This is a genomic window from Frigoribacterium sp. Leaf172 (genome assembly GCF_001424285.1).
Lineage (GTDB): Bacteria > Actinomycetota > Actinomycetes > Actinomycetales > Microbacteriaceae > Frigoribacterium.
Map to the genome: position 1 here is coordinate 260,770 of NZ_LMPB01000002.1, position 15,804 is coordinate 276,573.

A 15,804-nucleotide genomic window follows, 5' to 3' on the forward strand; every position below is an offset into this window, starting at 1 on the left:
CCGGGCTGTGGAGCGGCTCCGATCAGCTGCAGGGCCCCGGCAGGCTGAGGCCATGACCTGCCCCCCTCCCTCACCCGCCCATCTGCCCGTCTCGAGCGTTCACGATCTCGCCGATTGGGTGGCCGAGCTGCTGCCCGTGGCCGTCCGCCGTCAGCTGTGGACGCTGTTCTTCGACCGCGATGACGTGCAGCTCCCGATGATGGTCCCCCTCGAGGGGATCCCCGAGCGGCCGTCGCGGTCGGCCGTCCTCGCATGGGGCCGCGCCCTGGAGGCGGTGGTCGCCGAGTTCGAGGTCGCCTGGGTGTCGTTCGTCATCGAACGCCCGGGTGGGGCAGAGCCGAACGATTCGGACAGGGCGTGGTGCGAGTCCCTCAGCACGCTCGACTCGTCGCCGGGGCTCGTCGTCCGCTCCGTGCTGGGCTGCACCGACGTCGGCGTCCGCCCCTGGGTGGTGGCGCCGGCGGCACCGGCGTCCGCGGCGTCCGCGTCGATCGCGGGCGTGTCGTCGAGGGCGGATCAGGGCGGCCTGAGCCGGGACATCGGCGGAGGGGCGAGACGGGAGCGCATTCAGTCCTCGCCGAGGCGTCTCGCCCTCGCCGAGGTGCTGCCGCTGCGGTGACCATGGTCTCGGTCGAGATGCCGCCACCAGGCGGTCTCGGCCTGCTCCGCCGACGTGAAGACCCCGAGGGGGCGCTGCTCTCTCTCGACGATGGACCACCGCGTCAGTCGGTAACCCCCGCCGAACCGCTCCACGAGCGCCAACGGGGCGGAACCGTCTTCGCGACGGACGACCCAGCGACGTTCTCCGAGCGGATCGAGCATCCCCCGATCGTACGCGGACCCCGGGGCAGGGTCCGGCGCGAGCCCCGGCCCGAGAAGCCGGTCAAGCGGATTCGGGGCGGATCACGGCGGCGCAGGGGCTACTTGCGGTTGCCGATGCGTCCCCGGAGCACGTCGATCCGCTTCTGGATCTGCTCCGTGCTGGCCTGAGCCACCGACGGGCCGCCGCTGATCCGACGGAGGTCCGCGTGGATGAGGCCGTGGGGTTCGTTCGAGTGCCGGGACCAGATGGACACCAGCCGGCTGAGCTCCTGACGCTGCTCCTTGATGGTCTGATAGAGCGGTCGGGCGGTCTCGATCGGGGCGGCCGCGGTCGGCATCCTCGTCTTCGATGATCGGCGCGCCTGCGTGGCCTGACGCTGACGGAGGAGATCGCGCACCTGGTCGGGTTCCAGCAGACCGGGGATGCCGATGAAGTCGAGCTCCTCGAGACTGCCGATCTCGCCACCGGTGCCGAACTCGCCGCCGTCGTAGAGGACCCGGTCGAAGGACGCCTGCGAATCGAGCGCCTCGAACGGCTGCTGCTCGAGCAGACTCGAGGCCTTCTCCTCGCGGTTGGCGGCGGCCATCATGTCCTCTTCGGGGGCGAAGATGCCGTCGTCGGCCGTGGTCGGCCGGTCGAGGGCGTGATCGCGCTCGAGTTCGAGCTGCCCTGCCAGGGCCATGAGACTCGGCACGCTCGGCAGGAAGATCGAGGCCGTCTCGCCGCGGCGACGGGCTCGGACGAACCGGCCGACGACCTGGGCGAAGAACAGCGGGGTCGAGGCGGAGGTCGCGTAGACGCCGACGGCGAGCCGAGGCACGTCGACGCCCTCCGACACCATCCGGACCGCCACCATCCACCGGCTGTCGCTGTCCGAGAACGCCTGGATCCGGTCGCTGGCCGCCTTCTCGTCCGAGAGGACGACCGTGGGGCGCTCCCCCGTGATCCTCTGCAGCACGGCCGCGTACTGGCGGGCGGCGGTGTGGTCGGTCGCGATCACGAGCCCGCCGGCGTCGGGGACGCCGCGCCGGACCTCGGTGAGCCTCTTGTCGGCTGCGGACAGCACGGCCGGGATCCAGTCGCCCTGAGGCGAGAGCGCCGTGCGCCAGGCCTGAGCCGTGATGTCCTTGGTGACGGCCTCGCCGAGGGAGGCGCTCATCTCGTCGCCCATGCGGGTCCGCCAGCGCATCTGACCGGCGTAGGCCATGAAGAGCACGGGGCGCACGACGCCGTCGGCGAGAGCCCGGCCGTAGCCGTAGGCGTAGTCGGAGCGGGAGGTCCGGATGCCCTGCTCGTCGGCCGTGTACGTGACGAACGGGATGGGTGCGGTGTCGGAGCGGAACGGGGTGCCGGTCAGGGAGAGCCGCCTGGTCGCCTTGCCGTAGGCCTCGCGGATGCCGTCGCCCCAGCTGAGGGCGTCGCCGCCGTGGTGCACCTCGTCGAGGATGACGAGGGTGCGACCGGCCTCGGTCAGAGCCCGGTGCACCTCGGGGTTCATGCCCACCTGCGCGTAGGTCACGGCGACACCGTGGTAGTGGCGGCCGAAGGTCACGTCGGCGTTCTTGAACATCGGGTCGAGACGGAGATTCACCCGATCGGCCGCGTCCGCCCACTGCCTCTTGAGGTGCTCGGTGGGGGCGACGACGACGACCCGGTCGACGACTTCGCGCGAGAGGAGCTCCGTCGCGAGTCGCAGAGCGAAGGTCGTCTTGCCCGCGCCCGGTGTGGCTGCCGCGAGGAAGTCGACCGGCGAGGTCGCGAAGTACTGTTCGAGGGCTTCGGCCTGCCAGGCACGGAGCTTGGCCGCGGTGCCCCAGGCGGCTCGCTCGGGGAAGGCGGGAGACAGGTGCTCGGCGGCCGAGTTGCCGGCGGACACGCCGACGTCCGTGAGGTCGAGGGTGCTGTCGCCGCGGGGGTCGTCGCGCCCCGAGGGATCGTCCACGCTAGCTGTGCTCACTCGACCCCACTGTACCCGGGGTCGGCGGACGGCTCGACCGGCGAGGCGCCCGTGCGGCGCCGGCCCGGCCGACCGTTGCCGGGGCGGAGGAGCGACGCCGGCGTGAGCATCGCCGAACCGAACTTCGCCTGGAGGGCGTCCATCGTCGACTCGGCCTCGCGCCAGTCGGCGTCCTCGTCCCACAGCCCGAGCGAGAAGCCGCCCCCTGCACCCGCCACCAGCTGCTCGACCCGGACGCCCACGAGCCGGATGCGTTCGTGCTGCTTGCCCGTCGCCTCGTACACCGAACGCACCTCGTCGTAGATGCGTCGACCGAGATCCGTGGGTTCGGCGAGCGTCTTCGAGCGCGTGATGGTGACGAAGTCGGTGGTGCGCAGTTTCAGCACGACGGTGCGTCCGCTCATGCCGGCGGCACGGAGACGGACGGCGACCTTGTCGCTGAGCCGCAGCAGCTCGCGACGGATCTCGACGGGGTCGGTCACGTCGCTCGAGAACGTGACCTCGTGCCCGAGGCTCTTCTCCTCGGTCGTCGTCGTGACGGACCGCGGGTCGCGGCCCCAGGAGAGGGCGTGCAGCTTCGCACCGCCTGCCGGGCCCACGGCCCGCACGAGCGTGTCGAGGGGTGCGGCGGCCACATCGCCGATGGTCCGCAGGCCGAGGTTGAGCAGGGTCTCCTCCGTCTTGCCCCCGACGCCCCAGAGCCCGCTGATCGGCCGCGGGTGCAGGAACCCGAGCGTCTCGTCGTGAGGGACGATGAGCAGGCCGTCCGGCTTGGCGACGCTCGACGCGAGCTTCGCCACGAACTTCGTGGAGGCGGCGCCGATGCTGCAGTGCAGTCCCGTCTCGTCGTGCACCCTGCGGCGGAGCTCGGTCGCGATCTCGAAGGGCGACCCCATCAGGCGGATGGACCCCGAGACGTCGAGGAAGGCCTCGTCGATGCCGAGCCGCTCGACCATCGGCGTGACGTCGTCGAACATCGACATGACGATCGACGAGTAGTGACGGTACTTCTCGCCATGGGGCTCGAGGACGACGGCCTGCGGGCATCGCCGGAGCGCGATCGCCATGGGCATCGCGGAGTTCACGCCGTACTTCCGTGCCTCGTACGTCGCGGCCGTGACGACCGAGCGCTCCGACCGATGACCGATCACGACCGGCTGACCGACCAGATCGGGGCGATCGAGCAGTTCGACCGAGGCGAAGAAGGCGTCCATGTCGACGTGGAGGATCGGAGCCGTCGCGTCGTCGGTGGGATGGCTGGTGACCAGCCGCCCGCTGCCGTCCTGTTTGCTCACCCGTGCATCCTCACACGGGCCTCCGACATCCGGAGATCAGGAGGCGGGACCGAGCAGCCAGGCGGCCGTCGTCGCATGAGCCGAGTCCGTGCTCGACGGGTGGAAGCGCCCGGCCAGCACGTCGCGCTGCAGTCGGCCGAGCTCGGACGACGTCCGGTACGACGCGCCGCCCGTCACGGCGACGGCCTGGTCGACGACGGCGCGCGCGGTCTCGGTCGTCCGCGTCTTCAACCCGACCACGCGCGGGAACCAGGCCGCCCCGTGGTCGACCAGCCGGTCCACGTCCCGGGCGACCGTGTCCACCTGCGGTTCCATGCCGTCGAGGGCGATGGCGGCGTCCGCGATCCGCCACCGGATCACCGCGTCGGACGACAGCGGCGCCCCGCCCGCGCGACGCGACGTCCGCGTGGTGGCCGCCTCGACCGCGAGTTCGACGGCGCGTCGTGCGATCCCCCGGTAGACGGCCGAGACGAGGGTCTCGAAGACGGCGAACACCGCGAAGACGAAGGGGTCGGACGAGGGGCCGACGGGCAGTCGTCGGACGATCCGCGAGGCGGCGACGGGTGCCCGGTCGAGTCGGGTGGTGTGGCTCTGGGTCGCGCGCATGCCGATGGTGTCCCAGTCGCCCAGCGACTCGTGGCCGCCGTCCTCGCGCCTCAGGAACCCGTGCACCAGCGTCGGTCGACCCGGGTCCGCGTCGTCGCGGCCGAACACCCCGAGTCGGGTCCAGACAGGAGACAGCGAGGTGAAGATCTTCGTCCCGCTGAAGCGGTAGCCGCCGTCGTCGTCCGGCTCCGCCCGGGTGGCCGAATCGAACAGGACCAGGTCGTTGCCCGGTTCGCTGACGCCGAAGGCGAAGATCTCGTCGCGGGCGGCCTCGTCCAGGACGTAGTCGAGCGATTCGTCGCCTCTCGCCCGCAGCACGGCGGCGCAGCCCGTCCAGACCAGGTGCATCCCGACCGCGAGGGCGGTGGCCGGGGCGGCCGTGGCGAGGCGGGTCTGCAGGGCCGCGACCTGCTCGAGTCCGAGACCCGCGCCTCCTCGGTCCTGCGGGACGAACAGGCGCAGCCACCCCCGCTCGCGGAGCTCGGCGAGGTCCTCGTCGGGGAACGCGTTCTCCCGGTCCGCGACCGCCGCACGGGCCCGGAACCGGTCGAGGAGGTCGGCCGGCAGGGCGTCCTCCGGCGATGTGTCGCGGTCGATCCTGATCCGAGGTCCTGGTGTCTGCACGGGTCGAGAGTATTCCGGTCGCCGGGTAACGTGGTGGGCATGTCACAGCAGCACCCCTGGTCGCGGTACGTCGCTCTGGGAGACTCGTTCACGGAGGGCATCGGCGACCCGGAGGAGAAGTCCCCCGGCGGGCACCGGGGATGGGCGGACCGGGTGGCCGAGGTCCTCGGATCGTCGACGGACGACTTCGCCTACGCGAACCTCGCCGTCCGCGGGCGCCTGCTGCAGCAGATCATCGACGAGCAGGCCGACGCCGCGCTCGCGCTCCGCCCCGACCTCGTCACGGTCTCCGCCGGGGGCAACGACATCATCCGCCCCGGCACCGACCCCGACCAGGTCGCGGCGGGCTTCGAGGGTCTCGTCGAGCGCCTCGGCAGCGAGGGCGCCACCGTCGTCGTCTTCACCGGCCCCGACATCGGCGCCACCCCCGTCCTCGGTCGGATGCGGGGCAAGGTCGCGATCTACAACGAGCACGTCCATGCGATCGCGCAGCGTCACGACGCCGTCGTGGCCGACATGTGGGCGCTTCGCGAGCTGTCGGGCCCGGGCATGTGGGCGCCGGATCGCCTCCACTTCAGCCCCCTCGGTCATCACACCATCGCGCGGATGGTCCTGGCCGCTCTGGCGGTCGAGAACGACCTCGAGCCCTTCCAGCCGGAGCCGCTCCAGAGACGACCCTGGCGTCAGGCCCGCTCCGAGGACATGGGCTGGGCGCGGGAGTACCTCGTGCCCTGGGTGGTCCGTCGCATCCGCCATCAGTCGTCGGGCGACGGCCGGCAGCCCAAACGGCCCGAAGCCGTCACGGTCGTCTACCGCGACGAGGTCTGACGCCCCGCCGAAGCGAGGGTTATGAGGCGAGGGTCAGGAGGCGCGCGTCAGCCCGTCGATGATCTCGCCCGGGTGGGTCAGCCGCCACCAGGCGCCCGGCTCGGGGATGTCGCGGGCGAGCACGAGCGGCACCTCGACCGTCTCGTCGTCGACCGTGAAACGGACCACCCCCACCTCGGCGCCGGCGGCGTCGGGCCCGATCGGATCGGTCGTCACGCGAGCCTCGATCGTCTCGTCCCCCCAGACGAGCACGGAGGCGTCCTCGGTCGTCACGGCCTCGGACGTCGCTCCCCAGGGGAGGTCGTACCGCGCGAAGGGGTCGCCCGAGCGGGTCAGATCGATCGTCTGGAACCGTGCGAGCGCGCTGCCGAGCAGCGCCGTGACGTCGACGTCGAGCGAGTCGTGGTCGACCCCGCCGAGCATCACGCCCACGACCGTCACGGTGTCGTCCCCGATCGTGTAGTCCGCCGAGAACAGCAGGCACGCGCCCGCCTCGTCGAGGGTGCCCGTCTTGATGCCGGTCACGCCGTCGATGCCCAGCAGCTCGTTGGAGTTCTCGATCTCGCCGACTCCCGGGATGACCGCTCTGTCGGTGCGGACGATCTCGGCCACGACGGGGTCCTCGAGGGCGAGTCGCCCCAGGGCGACCAGATCGGTGGCCGTGCTCGTGTTCGCGGGTGACATGCCCGTCGGCTCGACGATCGTGGTCGACGTGAGGCCCTTGTCGTCGAGCCAGGCGTCGGCCGCCTCGACGAACGCCTCCGAGCTGCCGAAGGCCCACAGGGCGATCGCGTCGGCGTAGTTGTTCGCCGATTCGATCAGCGAGACCTCGAGGGCCTGACGCTCGGTCAGGCGGAGGCCGGCGGGCATGGGCGCGACCTTGCCGTTCTGCGCCAGATAGGAGTCGTAGAGCGCCTCGTCGTCCGCGTCGAACGTGATGGTCGGACCGTCCCCGCCATCCAGGGGCCGCTCGTCGAGCACGACCAGTGCGCTGACGACCTTGCTGATGCTGGCGATGGGACGGGCGCGATCGTCGCCGCTCGTCGTGAGGCTGTCGTCGTAGCCGAGGGCCTGCACGGCCGTCGCCCCGTAGCCGGGGAACGTCAGATCGGGGGCCGCCTGCTCGGGCGCCTCGAAGGTCGAGGCCGTCGCCGCCGCGGGCGAGGTGGGGCCGAGCAGCATGACCGACGTGTACGACCCGGCGACCACGACCAGCGCCGTGAGGGCGGCGACGACCCCGCGCCGACGGCGCCGTGCGCCGAGCCGCGACCCGGCGGTGGGGCCGGTCGCAGCCGTCATCGCCCGACGGACGTCATCGTGGGCACCCGGAGCGCCCAGAGGGCCACCGCCGAAGCGGCCGCGACGTTGAGGCTGTCGACGCCGTGCAGCATGGGGATCGTGACGACGACGTCGGACGATCGCAGGGCGGCGCGGCTCAGTCCGTCGCCCTCGGTCCCGAGCAGCAGCGCCACCTTCTCGGGAGGGTCGGCGGAGTAGGCGTCGAGGGGCACCGCGTCGTCGGACAGCGCGAGGGCGGCCACCTCGAAGCCCGCCGCCCGCAGCAGGTCGCCGCCTTCGGGCCACTCCGGGAGGCGCGTCCACGGGACCTGCAGGACGGTGCCCATGCTGACGCGCACGCTCCGGCGGTAGAGCGGATCGGCGCATCGGGGCGTGATGAGCACGGCGTCCGCCCCGAGTCCGGCGACGGCCCGGAAGATGGCCCCGACGTTGGTGTGGTCGACGATGTCCTCGAGCACGACGACCCGTCTGGCGTCGGCGAGGACCGCGGCGACGTCGGGGAGTGCGGGGCGGTGCATCGCCGCAAGGGCCCCGCGGTGCAGGTGATACCCCGTCAGGGTCTCGAGCAGGGCCGCGTCGCCGATGAAGATCTCGCCCTCGAAGTCGGCGACCAGAGGCTCGATGTCCGCGAGCCAGCGGTCCGTCATGAGCACCGACCGGGGCACATGGCCCGCCCGCAGGGCCCGCTCGATGACCTTCGACGACTCCGCGATGTAGAGCCCGCCCTCGGGTTCGCTCACCCGGCGCAGCGCGACGTCCGTGAGTCGGCGGTAGTCGGCGAGGGCCGGGTGGTCGAGATCGGTGATGCGGGTGATGCGCACGGGGCTCCGGAGGCGGTGGGGTCCGGGCCGAGGTCGGCTGACGGAGACGAAACGGGAGGTGACGACGTTTAGGCTAACGTCCACGGATCGGAAGGAGCCTCGATGGTCTCGAACACCACGCCCCGGGGCGGGAGCGTCGTCGATCCCCCTCTCGACGCCGAGGCCCTCGACGAGGCGGTGGGGCTCCTGCGGGGTCGCCGGGTGGCGGTCCTGACCGGGGCCGGCGTCAGCACCGACTCGGGGATCCCCGACTACCGCGGCGCCGGGGCGCCGCCGCGCAACCCGATGACCTTCCAGCAGTTCCTGTCGAGCGACCGGTACCGCAAGCGCTACTGGGCGGGCAGCCACCTGGGCTGGAAGGCCTTCCGCGCGTCCGAGCCGAACCGCGGCCATCGCGCCCTCGCGGAGCTCGAGCGCGCCGGGGTGACGAACGGCGTGGTGACGCAGAACGTCGACAACCTGCACGTGCGGGCGGGCTCGCAACGGGTCGTCGATCTGCATGGCACGGTCGACCGCGTCGTCTGCCTGACCTGCGGCCAGTCGTTCGCCCGCGACATGGTCTCGTCTCGTCTGGCCGAGGCGAACCCGTGGCTCGAGCACCCCGAGAGCGTGCGGCTCGCCCCGGACGGCGATGTCGAGGTGGACGACATCGACGCCTTCGAGGTGCCCGTCTGCACCGTCTGCGGCGGCATGCTCAAGCCCGACGTGGTGTTCTTCGGCGAGTTCGTGCCCGTCGAGCGGTTCGCCGAGGCCCGTTCCCTGGTCGTCGGGGCCGAGGCCCTGCTGATCGCCGGGTCCTCGCTGGTCGTCAACTCGGGCATCCGGCTGCTCGATCAGGCCACCCGGCGGAGACTGCCGGTCGTCGTCGTGAACCGCGGCGTCACCAAGGGCGACGGCCGAGCGGCGGTTAAGCTGAACGCCGGCACGTCGGAGACCCTGGCGGCCCTCGCGGAGCGACTGATCCCCTGACCCGTTCCGCCGATCGGAGGAACCCGCGTGACTCTTCTCTACCTCGTGCGCCACGGCGAGACCGACTGGAACCGCGCGAGGCGCATCCAGGGCGCCACCGACATCCCCCTGAACGACCTGGGCCGCTCGCAGGCCCGTGAGGCCGGTGCGTTGCTCGCGCGACGCCGCGTCTCGGCCGTCGTCGCGAGCCCGCTGTCGCGGGCCGCCGAGACGGGCGCCATCATCGCCGAGGTCCTGGGCCTCGCTCCGCCGACGCATGCGGCCGCACTCGCCGAGCGCCGGTACGGCGAGGCCGAGGGTCTCACCGGAACCGAGGTCGAGGCCCGGTTCCCGACCGGAACGCCGGTGCCCGGTCGCGAGAGCCGCCGCGATCTCGTCGCGCGGGTCCTGCCCGCACTGGACGACATCGCCCGCTCCCACGCCGGCGGTCTGGTGGTGGTGGCCACGCACGGCGCCGTGATCCGAGCCGTCGTCAATCACGTCTCGCCCGAGACCGAGGCCCATGTCGGCGTGCCGATCCGCAACGGCTCGATCCACTCCTTCATGTCCGACGGGGGCGGTCTCGTGCTCCGCGAGTTCGACGACCCCATCGAGCTCGAGTCCGAGCGCCCGGGGACGTTCGACTTCGAGTACCAGAACGCTCTCGAGAACGGGGCGAGCGGGAGGGACTGAACCGCGCCTCCTCGGTCAGGCCGTGGGCTCGGCGGCGCCCGTCGACGCGACCGAGGCGAGCACGGCGGCCAGGGCGGCCGCCGAGGCGTCCCAGTCGAATCGCGAGGCCTGCTCGACCGAGGCCCTCGACCGCGACGCCCACTCCGACTCGAGACGTCTCACCGCGGCGGCGATCGAGGCCGGGGACTCCGGGTCGAAGTACAGGGCGGCCTCTCCCCCGATCTCCCGGAAGATCGGTATGTCGCTGACGACGGCGGGCGTGCCGAGCGCCATCCCCTCGACGATCGGGATGCCGAACCCCTCGGCGCGCGACGCCGTCACGACGGCCGTCGCGCGCCTCAGCACGTCGTGGTACTCGTCGTCCCCCACCCCGTCATGGAACACGAGCGCGTCACGGGGCGCCAGAGCGGACAGGGAGGCGCGCTCGCGCTCGGACACCCGGCTCATCAGATGCAGCCGGTACCCGTCGAGCAGGGGCAGCGCCCTCACGAGCGCGGACACGTTCTTGTACGGCATGAACGACCCCATGTAGACGAGGTCGCGGCGCTCCGGTGCGGTGCGCGGCGCGCTCGGTGCCACCGGGTCGGTGGCGTTCCCGACGACCGTGACGGGCCGACGCGTCAGGCGGTGTCGGCGCATCTCGTCGCGCGTCGTCCGGCTGACCGTGACCACCGCGTCGGCCCGGTCGAGCAGCAGACGCTGGGGCCACCAGGCGAGGTGATACAGCCGCCACAGCAGACGGATCGGCAGCGCGAACTCGGGCGGCGGGGTGCGGTTCGTGTAGTAGATCAGATCGTGCAGGGTGAGGACGAGGGGGTACCGGCGTCCGAACGAGCCCATGGTCTGCATCGGCGACCAGACGACGTCGGGTCGCAGACGATTGACCTGCAGCGCGACGAGCGGCTCGAGCGGGCTCGTCGGCGAGCTGATGACGACGTGGGGTCGGTCGGGCAGCTTCTCGAGCTGACGGGGATCGTTGACGAGCAGCGTGACGTCGTGGGTCTCGGCCAGCGCCCCGACGACACCCGCCGTGAAGCGGCTGATGCCGTCGTGACGGCCGACGCGGACGTACCGGCAATCGGCGACGATCCTCATCGGACGAAGGCCTCGACGGCCGCGGCGGCCTCACGGGGCTTCTCGTAGTGGATCAGGTGCCCGACCCCGTCGATGACGTCGAGGGTGGCGTCGGGGAACAGCGCGCGCAGCTCGTGCTGGGCCGGGAGCGCGGTGATGTCGTCCCGATCGGCCGCGATCAGCAGCGTCGGCACGTCGACCCGCGCCGCGTACGAGCTGACGTCGCTCGAGACCGAGGCCCGGAAGGCGTCGAGGACGACCCGACGATCCGCGAAGCGCGAGAAGTACGCGTCGTGCTGGTCGTGGATCCACCGCCGGAGTCCCCGGTCGCGCGTCTTGACCATCGCGAGGCTCGTGAACCGGGTCACCAGGGCGCTCTGCAGGGCCGCGAGCCCGGCGCGCTCGGGCAGGGCGGCCCCGGCCCAGTAGTAGAGGACGGCCAGCCGCGTCACGACGCCGCGAGGACCGCGCAGCGCCGGCGCGGCGATCGGATTGACGAGGACGAGGCGGGAGGCGCGGAGTCCGTCCGCCAGCGCGGCCGAGGTCACGATCGACCCGAACGAGTGACCCAGCACGACGACGTCGTCGCCGAGTCCCAGCGCGGCGACGAATGCGGTCAGCCACCGCGCGTAGGCGGCGACCGTGTGCTCCCCCGTCAGAGGCGACGAGTCGCCGAAGCCCGGGAGGTCGGGCATCACGACGCGGACGCCGACGAGATGGGCGACCACCGGCTCGAGACCGTGGTGATCCCCTCGGAAGCCGTGGACCGCGACGATCGTGACCCGGGCCTCCTCGGCATCGGGGGTCTCGTAGATCCAGTAGCGCGTCGAACTCCCGCCGACGTCGACGACGTGCTCGGAGACGTCGGAGGCGGCCAGGCGCGAGCGGTAGGGAGACGGGACGCGGGGCTCTCGGACGATCACCCGGCGAGTCTACGAGTCGGATCCGAACGCGATGCGCGAAGCCGCGCGCGCCACCGTAGAGTGACACGGTGAGCTTCACTGCCCCGATCCAGCAGCCCGGACTGACCCTCGACCCGAACTGGCACCGTCGTGCCGTCTTCTACGAGGTGATGGTCCGATCCTTCGTCGACAGCAACGGGGACGGGGCGGGTGACCTGCAGGGACTCCACTCCCGTCTGGACTATCTGCAGTGGCTCGGAGTCGACGCCCTCTGGCTGCCGCCGTTCTTCCAGTCGCCGCTGCGCGACGGCGGATACGACATCGCCGACTACAAGTCGATCCTGCCCGAGTTCGGCACGCTCGACGAGTTCCGCGACCTCGTCACCAAGGCGCACGAACGCAACATGCGCATCGTCATCGACATGGTGCTGAACCACACCTCCGACCAGCACGAGTGGTTCCAGCAGAGCCGCGAGGACCCCGAGGGCCCCTACGGCGACTTCTACGTCTGGCGCGACACCGACGACGAGTACGAGAACATCCGCGTCATCTTCGTCGACACGGAGGAGTCCAACTGGACCTTCGACCCCGTGCGGCGCCAGTTCTTCTTCCACCGCTTCTTCTCGCACCAGCCGGACCTCAACTTCGAGAACCCGGCCGTCCAGGAGGCCGTCTTCGACGTCGTCCGGCACTGGCTGTCGATGGGCGTCGACGGGCTCCGTCTCGACGCCATCCCCTACCTCTTCGAGACGGAGGAGGGCAACGGCGAGGGCGAGCCGGCCACCCACGAGTTCATCAGGCGACTGCGCGCCATGGTCGACGAGGAGTTCCCCGGCCGGGTGCTGATCGCCGAGGCGAACCAGTGGCCGGCCGAGACGGCGGCGTTCTTCGGCACCGAGGACGAGCCCGAGTGCCACATGGCGTTCGACTTCCCCGTCATGCCCCGCATCTTCTACTCCCTGCGCGCCCAGCACGGCGGCGAGCTCAAGCGCATCCTGTCGGAGACGACCGAGGTCCCCCCGGGAGCCGCCTGGGCGGTCTTCCTGCGCAACCACGACGAGCTGACCCTCGAGATGGTGAGCGAGGAGTACCGGCAGGCCATGTACGGCTGGTACGCGTACGACCCGCGCATGCGCTCCAACATCGGCATCCGTCGTCGCCTCGCGCCGCTGCTCGACAACTCCCGTGCCGAGCTCGAACTCGTGCACGCCCTGCTCTTCGCCCTCCCCGGCAGCCCGTTCCTGTACTACGGCGACGAGATCGGCATGGGTGACAACATCTGGCTGCCCGACCGCGACTCGTCGCGGACGCCCATGCAGTGGACGCCCGACCGCAACGCCGGGTTCTCGACCGCCGATCCGGGCAAGCTGTTCCTGCCCGTCGTGCAGTCGCTCGTCTTCAACTACAACCTGGTCAACGTCGAGAGCCAGCTGGCGCAGTCGCGCTCGCTGCTCCACTGGATCCGCAACGTGATCCACGTGCGGAAGGCGCACCCCACCTTCGGCATGGGGACCCTCTCGGTGCTCGACACCGACCACGAGTCGGTGCTCTCGTTCGTCCGCTCGTACGAGGGGTCCGAGACGCAGTTCGGCGACTCGGCCGAAGACATCCTGTGCGTCTTCTCGTTCGCTCACAACCCGACGTCGGTCACGATCCACGCCCCGCAGTTCGCGGGTCGGACGCTCTACGACCTCTTCGGCGGGGCCCAGTTCCCCTCGTTCGACGACGAGGGCCGCGTGACGCTCACCCTCGGCACGCAGGCGTTCTTCTGGCTCCACGTCGGTGACGTGCCGAACACCGGGCAGGGCGTCGTCGGTGGTGCCTCCTAAACTCGAGGCGTGACCGACACCGACCTCTCCCCGGCCCCGACTGCATCATCGGACGCGGTCGCGTCCGGTGAGCCGATCCCCGTCGGCCCCGTGCCGACCGAGTGGTGGAAGGCACTCGGCGTCTTCGACCTCGAGACGACCGGCATCGACGTCGAGACGGCCCGGATCGTCACCGCGCACGTCGGTCTGATCGACGCCGACGGCACGAGCATCGCGCATGGCGCCTGGCTCGCCGACCCCGGCATCGAGATCCCCGAGCAGGCGAGCGCCGTGCACGGCATCTCGACCGAGCAGGCCCGGGCCGAGGGGCGTCCGGCGGCCGAGGTCGTCGCCGAGGTCGTGGCGGCCGTCAGGGCCGTCTTCGCCCGTGGCGTGCCGCTCGTCGTGTACAACGCGCCGTACGACCTGACCCTCCTCGACCGTGAGGCGCGGCGGCACGGCGTCGAGCCCCTGGGCGACGTGAGCGCCATCGGCTGCGTCGTCGACCCGCTCGTCATCGACAAGGCCGTCGACCGGTACCGGAAGGGCAAGCGGACTCTCGAGGCGGCGGCCGAGGTCTACGGGGTCAGCCTCGACGACGCCCACGACGCGGGGGCGGATGCGATCGCGGCGGGCCGGGTGGCCCAGGCCATGGCCCGGAAGTTCCCGGATCAGCTCGCGGTGCCGTCGACCGATCTGCACGACCAGCAGATGGGCTGGTGCGCGACGCAGGCCGAGAGCTTCCAGCAGTACATGCGACGCAGCAAGGATCCCACGTTCACGGCCTCGGGCGAGTGGCCCCAACGGTCCGCAGGACTCTGACCCGGGTCTCGCGCGTCCTGATCCCCCGGGCCGGCATCACCGTCCGGTGACTCCGGATCGCGCTGGCTGCACAGACGGAACGGGGCGGCCCACCGAAGTGGACCGCCCCGTTCGACGTCTGAGGCCGGAGCCTACTTGCCGAAGTTCTTGTAGCGCGAATTGAACTTCTCGACGCGACCGGCCGAGTCGAGGATGCGCTGCTTGCCCGTGTAGAACGGGTGCGACTCGGACGAGATCTCGACGTCGATGACCGGGTAGGTCTCACCGTCGAGCTCGATGGTCTTGTCGCTGGTCGTCGTGGAGCGCGTCAGGAACGTGGCGCCCGATGCGAGGTCGCGGAAGACGATCTGCTTGTACTCGGGGTGGATGTCGGTCTTCATGATTGTCCTAGGTCTAGCGAACGAGTGATGGAGTTGATGTCGGGGGGACGTTGCCGTCGTGGCACCGGGACGTGAGTCCGTGACCAGCTATGAACGATACCAGACGTGCGGCCCGGAACGCAGGAGGCGCGGGTCAGCCGGCCGCGCGCGCCGAGTACCGGCCGTCGCGCACCTCGACCTCGAGCGTCACGCCGAAGGTCGAGCCGAGCGTCTCCGCGGTGAGGACGTCCGCGAGGGGGCCCGCGGCGACGACGGACCCGCGGTCGAGGAGGAGCGCGTGGGTGAAACCGCGGGGCACCTCCTCGACGTGGTGGGTCACCATGACGATCGCCGGGGCGTCGTGGGACTGCGCGTAGCCCGAGAGCATCTGGAGGAGCTCCTCACGCGCGCCGAGGTCGAGGCTGGCGGCCGGCTCGTCGAGCAGGAGGAGCTCGGGGTCGGTCATCACCGCACGGGCGATCTGGACGCGCTTCTGCTCGCCGTCGCTCAGCTCGCCGAAGGTCCTCTCGGCGAGGTGGTCGAGATTCCACTCGTCGAGCACGCGATGCGCGCGGCGCACGTCGACGTTCTCGTACTCCTCGTTCCAGCGCCCGGTGACGGAGTAGGCGGCCGTCAGGACGACGTCCACGACCTTCTCCTTGGCGGGGATGCGGCGGGCGATCGTCGTCGAGGCGAAGCCGATGCGCGGTCGCAGATCGAAGAGGTCGACCGTCCCGAGGTCGCCGCCGAGCACCTCGGCGGTGCCGGACGAGGGGTGCGACTGGGCCGCGGCGACCTGGAGCAGCGAGCTCTTACCGGCGCCGTTCGGGCCGAGCACGACCCAGCGCTCGTCGGACTCGACCGTCCAGTTGACGGAGTCGACGACGGCGGTGCCGCCCCGGACGATCGAGACATCGGACAGCTGAAGGACGGTAGGCATGCGAT

General features: G+C 71.2%; 16 protein-coding genes. 6 read left to right on the plus strand and 10 right to left on the minus strand.

What is annotated here, in order from left to right:
* Positions 1-52: 52 nt before the first annotated feature.
* Complete coding sequence (locus tag ASF89_RS07520; protein WP_156463348.1) at positions 53-619, plus strand: hypothetical protein; 567 nt, start codon at positions 53-55, stop codon at positions 617-619.
* On the opposite strand, the gene ASF89_RS07525 is transcribed toward ASF89_RS07520, so the two are convergent.
* The 4 genes from ASF89_RS07525 to ASF89_RS07540 form a co-directional block, all read right to left on the minus strand.
* Positions 568-822 carry a hypothetical protein gene (locus ASF89_RS07525; RefSeq protein WP_055797583.1) on the minus strand — a complete coding sequence of 85 codons (255 nt, stop codon included), beginning with the start codon at positions 820-822 and terminating at the stop codon, positions 568-570. The two genes, ASF89_RS07520 and ASF89_RS07525, sit on opposite strands and share 52 nt — an antisense overlap.
* A 98-nt stretch (positions 823-920) precedes the next feature.
* Positions 921-2,699, minus strand: a complete 1,779-nt coding sequence (locus ASF89_RS07530; RefSeq protein ID WP_055814774.1) for a DEAD/DEAH box helicase — start codon at positions 2,697-2,699, stop codon at positions 921-923.
* A gap of 77 nt (positions 2,700-2,776) precedes the next feature.
* The gene (gene dinB, locus ASF89_RS07535) at positions 2,777-4,075 is read right to left on the minus strand and encodes a DNA polymerase IV (RefSeq protein ID WP_055813543.1); all 1,299 of its coding nucleotides are present in this window, start codon (positions 4,073-4,075) and stop codon (positions 2,777-2,779) included.
* Between the two features lie 36 nt (positions 4,076-4,111).
* Complete coding sequence (locus ASF89_RS07540) at positions 4,112-5,305, minus strand: acyl-CoA dehydrogenase family protein (RefSeq protein ID WP_235484042.1); 1,194 nt, start codon at positions 5,303-5,305, stop codon at positions 4,112-4,114.
* Between the two features lie 39 nt (positions 5,306-5,344).
* Between ASF89_RS07540 and ASF89_RS07545 the strand changes: the two genes are divergently transcribed.
* Entirely contained in the window at positions 5,345-6,133 is a 789-nt protein-coding gene (locus tag ASF89_RS07545) for an SGNH/GDSL hydrolase family protein (RefSeq protein ID WP_055797575.1), read from the plus strand.
* Between the two features lie 33 nt (positions 6,134-6,166).
* Here the strand turns inward: ASF89_RS07545 and ASF89_RS07550 are convergent, their stop codons facing one another.
* Entirely contained in the window at positions 6,167-7,432 is a 1,266-nt protein-coding gene (locus tag ASF89_RS07550; RefSeq protein WP_055797572.1) for a D-alanyl-D-alanine carboxypeptidase family protein, read from the minus strand.
* The gene (locus ASF89_RS07555; protein WP_055813546.1) at positions 7,429-8,253 is read right to left on the minus strand and encodes an RNA methyltransferase; all 825 of its coding nucleotides are present in this window, start codon (positions 8,251-8,253) and stop codon (positions 7,429-7,431) included. Before ASF89_RS07555 ends, ASF89_RS07550 begins: the two co-directional genes overlap by 4 nt.
* Positions 8,254-8,355: 102 nt before the next feature.
* Here ASF89_RS07555 and ASF89_RS07560 point away from each other — a divergent pair, with 102 nt between their 5' ends.
* Both ASF89_RS07560 and ASF89_RS07565 read left to right on the plus strand, forming a co-directional pair.
* Positions 8,356-9,222: a Sir2 family NAD-dependent protein deacetylase gene (locus ASF89_RS07560; protein WP_055797566.1), complete on the plus strand. Its 867-nt coding sequence runs from the start codon at positions 8,356-8,358 to the stop codon at positions 9,220-9,222.
* A 27-nt stretch (positions 9,223-9,249) separates the two neighbouring features.
* Complete coding sequence (locus ASF89_RS07565; RefSeq protein WP_055813548.1) at positions 9,250-9,894, plus strand: histidine phosphatase family protein; 645 nt, start codon at positions 9,250-9,252, stop codon at positions 9,892-9,894.
* Between the two features lie 15 nt (positions 9,895-9,909).
* Here ASF89_RS07565 and ASF89_RS07570 read toward each other — a convergent pair whose 3' ends face one another.
* Both ASF89_RS07570 and ASF89_RS07575 read right to left on the minus strand, forming a co-directional pair.
* On the minus strand, positions 9,910-10,989 hold the full coding sequence (locus ASF89_RS07570) for a glycosyltransferase family 1 protein (RefSeq protein ID WP_055813551.1): 1,080 nt from the start codon (positions 10,987-10,989) through the stop codon (positions 9,910-9,912).
* Entirely contained in the window at positions 10,986-11,891 is a 906-nt protein-coding gene (locus ASF89_RS07575; RefSeq protein WP_235484044.1) for an alpha/beta fold hydrolase, read from the minus strand. Before ASF89_RS07575 ends, ASF89_RS07570 begins: the two co-directional genes overlap by 4 nt.
* A 68-nt stretch (positions 11,892-11,959) precedes the next feature.
* On the opposite strand from ASF89_RS07575, the gene treS reads away from it, so the two are divergent.
* Positions 11,960-13,699 (plus strand): maltose alpha-D-glucosyltransferase, encoded by a 1,740-nt coding sequence (gene treS / locus ASF89_RS07580; RefSeq protein WP_055813554.1) that lies wholly within the window; start codon positions 11,960-11,962, stop codon positions 13,697-13,699.
* Positions 13,700-13,789: 90 nt separating this feature from the next.
* Complete coding sequence (locus ASF89_RS07585; RefSeq protein WP_055814785.1) at positions 13,790-14,500, plus strand: exonuclease domain-containing protein; 711 nt, start codon at positions 13,790-13,792, stop codon at positions 14,498-14,500.
* Positions 14,501-14,631: 131 nt separating this feature from the next.
* On the opposite strand, the gene ASF89_RS07590 is transcribed toward ASF89_RS07585, so the two are convergent.
* Both ASF89_RS07590 and ASF89_RS07595 read right to left on the minus strand, forming a co-directional pair.
* A complete protein-coding gene (locus ASF89_RS07590) occupies positions 14,632-14,880 on the minus strand; it encodes a type B 50S ribosomal protein L31 (protein ID WP_043594989.1) in 249 nt (82 codons plus the stop codon).
* Between the two features lie 133 nt (positions 14,881-15,013).
* Positions 15,014-15,799 carry an ABC transporter ATP-binding protein gene (locus ASF89_RS07595; RefSeq protein ID WP_055797554.1) on the minus strand — a complete coding sequence of 262 codons (786 nt, stop codon included), beginning with the start codon at positions 15,797-15,799 and terminating at the stop codon, positions 15,014-15,016.
* Between the last annotated feature and the right edge of the window lie 5 nt (positions 15,800-15,804).

Excerpts from the sequence above, each read along its gene's own strand:
- ASF89_RS07545 (WP_055797575.1), top strand. The coding sequence starts at position 5,345 with ATGTCACAGCAGCACCCCTGGTCGCGGTACGTCGCTCTGGGAGACTCG.
- ASF89_RS07595 (WP_055797554.1), bottom strand. The coding sequence starts at position 15,799 with ATGCCTACCGTCCTTCAGCTGTCCGATGTCTCGATCGTCCGGGGCGGC.
- ASF89_RS07525 (WP_055797583.1), bottom strand. The coding sequence starts at position 822 with ATGCTCGATCCGCTCGGAGAACGTCGCTGGGTCGTCCGTCGCGAAGAC.
- ASF89_RS07550 (WP_055797572.1), bottom strand. The coding sequence starts at position 7,432 with ATGACGGCTGCGACCGGCCCCACCGCCGGGTCGCGGCTCGGCGCACGG.
- ASF89_RS07560 (WP_055797566.1), top strand. The coding sequence starts at position 8,356 with ATGGTCTCGAACACCACGCCCCGGGGCGGGAGCGTCGTCGATCCCCCT.
- ASF89_RS07570 (WP_055813551.1), bottom strand. The coding sequence starts at position 10,989 with ATGAGGATCGTCGCCGATTGCCGGTACGTCCGCGTCGGCCGTCACGAC.
- ASF89_RS07520 (WP_156463348.1), top strand. The coding sequence starts at position 53 with ATGACCTGCCCCCCTCCCTCACCCGCCCATCTGCCCGTCTCGAGCGTT.
- ASF89_RS07590 (WP_043594989.1), bottom strand. The coding sequence starts at position 14,880 with ATGAAGACCGACATCCACCCCGAGTACAAGCAGATCGTCTTCCGCGAC.